Source organism: Streptomyces sp. KLMMK (assembly GCF_036961605.1).
Lineage (GTDB): Bacteria > Actinomycetota > Actinomycetes > Streptomycetales > Streptomycetaceae > Streptomyces > Streptomyces telluris.
The window spans coordinates 1-3,835 of record NZ_JBAMDC010000526.1 but is presented as its reverse complement, the minus strand read 5'-3'; the positions used below and the strand labels follow the sequence as shown (position 1 = coordinate 3,835).

3 protein-coding genes are annotated in these 3,835 nt (G+C 71.7%); 2 read left to right on the top strand and 1 reads right to left on the bottom strand.

All coding sequences use genetic code 11. The features are described from left to right. On the top strand, window positions 1–1,649 hold a 1,649-nt coding region (locus tag V7793_RS34935; protein WP_336013712.1), incomplete at its 5' end, for an ATP-binding SpoIIE family protein phosphatase. Window positions 1,650–1,741: 92 nt separating this feature from the next. Here the strand turns inward: V7793_RS34935 and V7793_RS34930 are convergent. Continuing rightward, entirely contained in the window at window positions 1,742–3,031 is a 1,290-nt protein-coding gene (locus tag V7793_RS34930; RefSeq protein WP_336013711.1) for an MFS transporter, read from the bottom strand. Between the two features lie 130 nt (window positions 3,032–3,161). Between V7793_RS34930 and V7793_RS34925 the strand changes: the two genes are divergently transcribed. Then, entirely contained in the window at window positions 3,162–3,716 is a 555-nt protein-coding gene (locus V7793_RS34925) for a MarR family winged helix-turn-helix transcriptional regulator (protein WP_336013710.1), read from the top strand. The last annotated feature ends 119 nt before the right edge of the window (window positions 3,717–3,835 follow it).

The window sequence follows — 3,835 nt, the reverse complement described above, 5'->3', positions numbered from 1 at the left end:
ACGGCCCCGTCCCCACCCTCGACGGGCTCTCCGTCCACGACACGCTCGGCAAGGTCCCGGCCCTCGTCGCCGTCGTCTACGGCCCCGAGCACCGCATCGCCTACGTCAACGACGCCTACGCCGCCCTCTTCGGCGCCCGCGGCCCCGGAGCCCCCGCCCGCGAAGCCCTCCCCGAGCTCACCGAGCTCGGCCTGCTCCCCCTCATGGACCAGGTCCTGCGCAGCGGCAGGCCCCGCACGGTCAAGTCCCGCCGCGTCACGGCCGACGTCAATGCCGCGATGAACCTCGCCGCCGCCCCGGGCACCACCCCCGCCGCGAGCGACGCCACCCCTGCGGCCGACGTCCCCCACCAGAGCACCGCCTCCGCCACCGAGCCCGACACCCGCCCCCGCAGCGGCTACTACACCTTCACCTGCTCCCCGATCGAAGTCGGCGCCACCGAAGCGAAACAGCCCGGCGTCCTCGTCTTCGCCGCCGACGTCACCGATCAGATCGAAGCCGCCGAACGGCTGCGCGCCAGCGAGCGCCGCCAGCGCGAGGCCGCCGTCACCCTCCAGCGCAGCCTCCTCCCGCAAGAGCTCGAACAACCCGACGACCTGCGCGTCGCCGCCACCTACCAGCCCGGCGGCAGGGACACCGCCGTGGGCGGTGACTGGTACGACGTCATCACCCTCGGCGCCGGCCGCACCGCCCTCGTCATCGGCGACGTCATGGGCCGCGGAGTGCGCGCCGCCGCCGTCATGGGCCAGCTCCGCACCGCCGTCCGCGCCTACGCCCGCCTCGACCTGCCGCCCCACGAGGTCCTCCAGCTCCTCGACGGCCTCGCCAGCGAAATCGACGCCACACAGATCGCCACCTGCATCTACGCCGTCCACGACCCCAACGAGGGCCGCCTGGTCTACGCCTCCGCGGGCCACCTCCCGATCCTCGTCCGCGACCCCGACGGCACCGTCCGCCGCGCCGCCGAACCCACCGGCCCGCCCCTCGGTACCGGCGGCTGGATGCACACCTCCGGCACCATCCCGCTCGGCCCCGGCTCCAGCGCCGTCCTCTACACCGACGGCCTCGTCGAGCGCCGCACCGAGGACATCGACGAGGGCGTCGCCGCCCTGGAGCGCGCCTTCGCCGGTGCCACCGGCTCGCCCCAGGTCATGTGCGACCGCCTGATCCGTGCCCTCGGCGTGACCGCCGACCACGACGACGACGTCGCCGTCCTCGTCCTCCAGCACCCCGCCCGCACCGGCCACGACGCCGAGCTCTTCCACAACGCCGCCCTGGAGCTCCTCGGCGGCATCGAAGCAGCACCCCGGGCCCGCGCCTTCGCCTCCGGCGTCCTCGTCAGCTGGCGCTTCCCGACCGAGCTGCGCGACCTGGGCGTCCTGGCCGCCAGCGAGCTCGTCGCCAATTCCCTCCAGCACGGCACACCCCCCATGCGGCTGCGCCTGCGCCGCACCGACCGCCGGCTGATCATCGAGGTCACCGACGGCGACGACCACCTCCCGCGGCGCCGCCGCGCCGAGCCCGCAGACGAGGCGGGGCGCGGCATCTCGATCATCGCCACGATCGCCTCCTCCTGGGGCTCACGGCGCACACCGGGCGGCGGCAAGGCCGTCTGGTGCGAATTCGCCTTGCCGGCGGGGCACGGGTGACGCAGGGATGACGAAAGAGAGGGAGGGCGCCACAGGCGCCCTCCCTCTCCTCTTACTCCTCTTATATGCACCTCTTATAGAGAGGCGCATATTCAGGCGGGGACCGGCGTACGCTCCTCCGCCGCCTTGGCGCGGCGCTGTGTCTTCGCCAGCAGCGGGTTGTCCTGCGCCGGGGTGAGCCGACGGCCCAGCCGCAGGGCCAGGGCGGTGATCCCCAGGGAGCACGCGATCACCATGGCGATGTACGCCACGTACAGACCGCCACCGGCCATCAGACCGCCCACGGCCGGCCCGATCGCCAGCGCGAGCTGCTTCACGAGCGCGAACGCCGAGTTGTACTGACCGACCAGCCTGGCCGGCGCGAGGTCCGCCACCAGCGGCGCCACCGTCGGCGACAGCATCGACTCGCCGATGCCGAAGAGCGCGTACGTGGAGATCAGCAGCGCGGTCGCCACCCCGTGCGCCCCGGGAATGAGCCCCGAGACCCCCGCGGCCACCCACGCAACGGTCCAGATGACACCCACGAGCGCCATGACCCGGCTGCGCCGGTGCCCCTCGACCAGCTTCAGCACGACGAACTGCGCCAGCACGATGGCCGCGGTGTTCGCGGCGAGGGCGATGCCCAGGGTCGCCGGCGAGATCCGCGTGACCTCGACCGCGAACGCGGCCAGACCCGACTCGAACTGTCCGTAGCAGGCGAAGAACATCACGAAGCCCAGGACGCACAGCTGCACCATGGCCCGGTCACCCAGCAGCGTGCGCCAGCCGCCCTTGGCGCCCTCGTCCGTCGGGACCGCGTCCTCGACCTTGGGAGCCTTCGGCAGCCGCACCGTCGCCACGGCGGCACCCAGCACCAGGAACATCACCGACTCGATCGCGAAGAGCCGCACGAAGCTGCCCGGGTCCGAGGTGTCCACGAGCTGCCCGCCGAGCAGACCGCCGAGGCCGAGACCGAGGTTGTTCAGGAAGAACTGCATCGCGAACGCCCGCGACCGGGTCGTCGGCGTCGAGCACCAGACGATCATCGTGGCGAGCGTCGGCTGGATCACCGCGATACCGGCACCCAGCGCCGCGGCAGCGGCGAAGACCAGCGACTCGCTGGACGCCAGCCCCATCCCCATCGACCCGACGGCGGCGGAGACCGTACCGGCGACGGCAACAGGCAGCGGACCCCGCCGGTCGATCACGCGACCGACGAAGGGCAGCACGACGAGCGCGGACACGGCGAACGTCATCAGCACCATGCCTGCGGTGCCCGCTCCGAGGTCCCGTACCTGAGACACATAGATGAACAGGAACGGGACGGTGAAGCCGTTGCCGAACGCACTCAGGGCGTTCCCCAGCTGGATCCGGCGCAGAGCTGCGCCCATCGCGGTGGTCACACTCACCTTCCTAGGTCGAGGTTGAGGGGCGGGACTGTCCAGGTCTGAAGACTTCAACAGTAAAGTTCGAAGCTAAAGAGTACATGGCGAAGGGCTTTAGTGCGAATCAGTTCGTGTCATACTGCCGGGCATGGCTGACACCCCCGGCCCCGGCGCCTCCGAGCCGAGCCTCGACGAACAGATCGCCGCCTACCAGCGCGAGTTCCAGGACCTCGACCCCCAGGTCGAGAAGGTCGTCTCGGCACTCAGCCGCCTCAACCGGCGGATGCACGTCGCCTACGGGCGCCAGACCGCCGAGCTGGGCATCAGCAACGCCGAGTGGGAGGTCCTCAAGGCCCTCGTCCTGGCCGGTGACCCCTACCGCCTGGGCCCCGGCGACCTTGCCAAGCGGCTCGGCCTCACCCCCGCCGCCATGACCCACCGCATCGACCGCATGGTCGCGGAGGGCCTGGTGACCCGGGAGCGCGACGAGAACAACCGCGTCCGCGTCATCGTCGGCATTACGGAGGAAGGCCGCAGCAAGTGGCTGGAGGCCATGCGCATGGCCACGGTCTTCGAGGAGGAACTCCTCCAGGACCTCTCCGGCGAGGAGCGCGGCCGGCTCGGCGAGATGCTGACCCGCCTGCTGCGCAGGGTGGAGGACGCCCAGCCGGACGCCGGCGGGCGGCTCAGCGACCTCGACTGAGGGGCCCCGATGGGGGTGGGCGAGGGGCCGGGCAGGGGCTGGTCCAGACCGTTTGACACGCCCTTGGGGCATGAGTAGTGTTCTCCGAGTTGTCACGGAGCCATGACGGTTCCGAGACG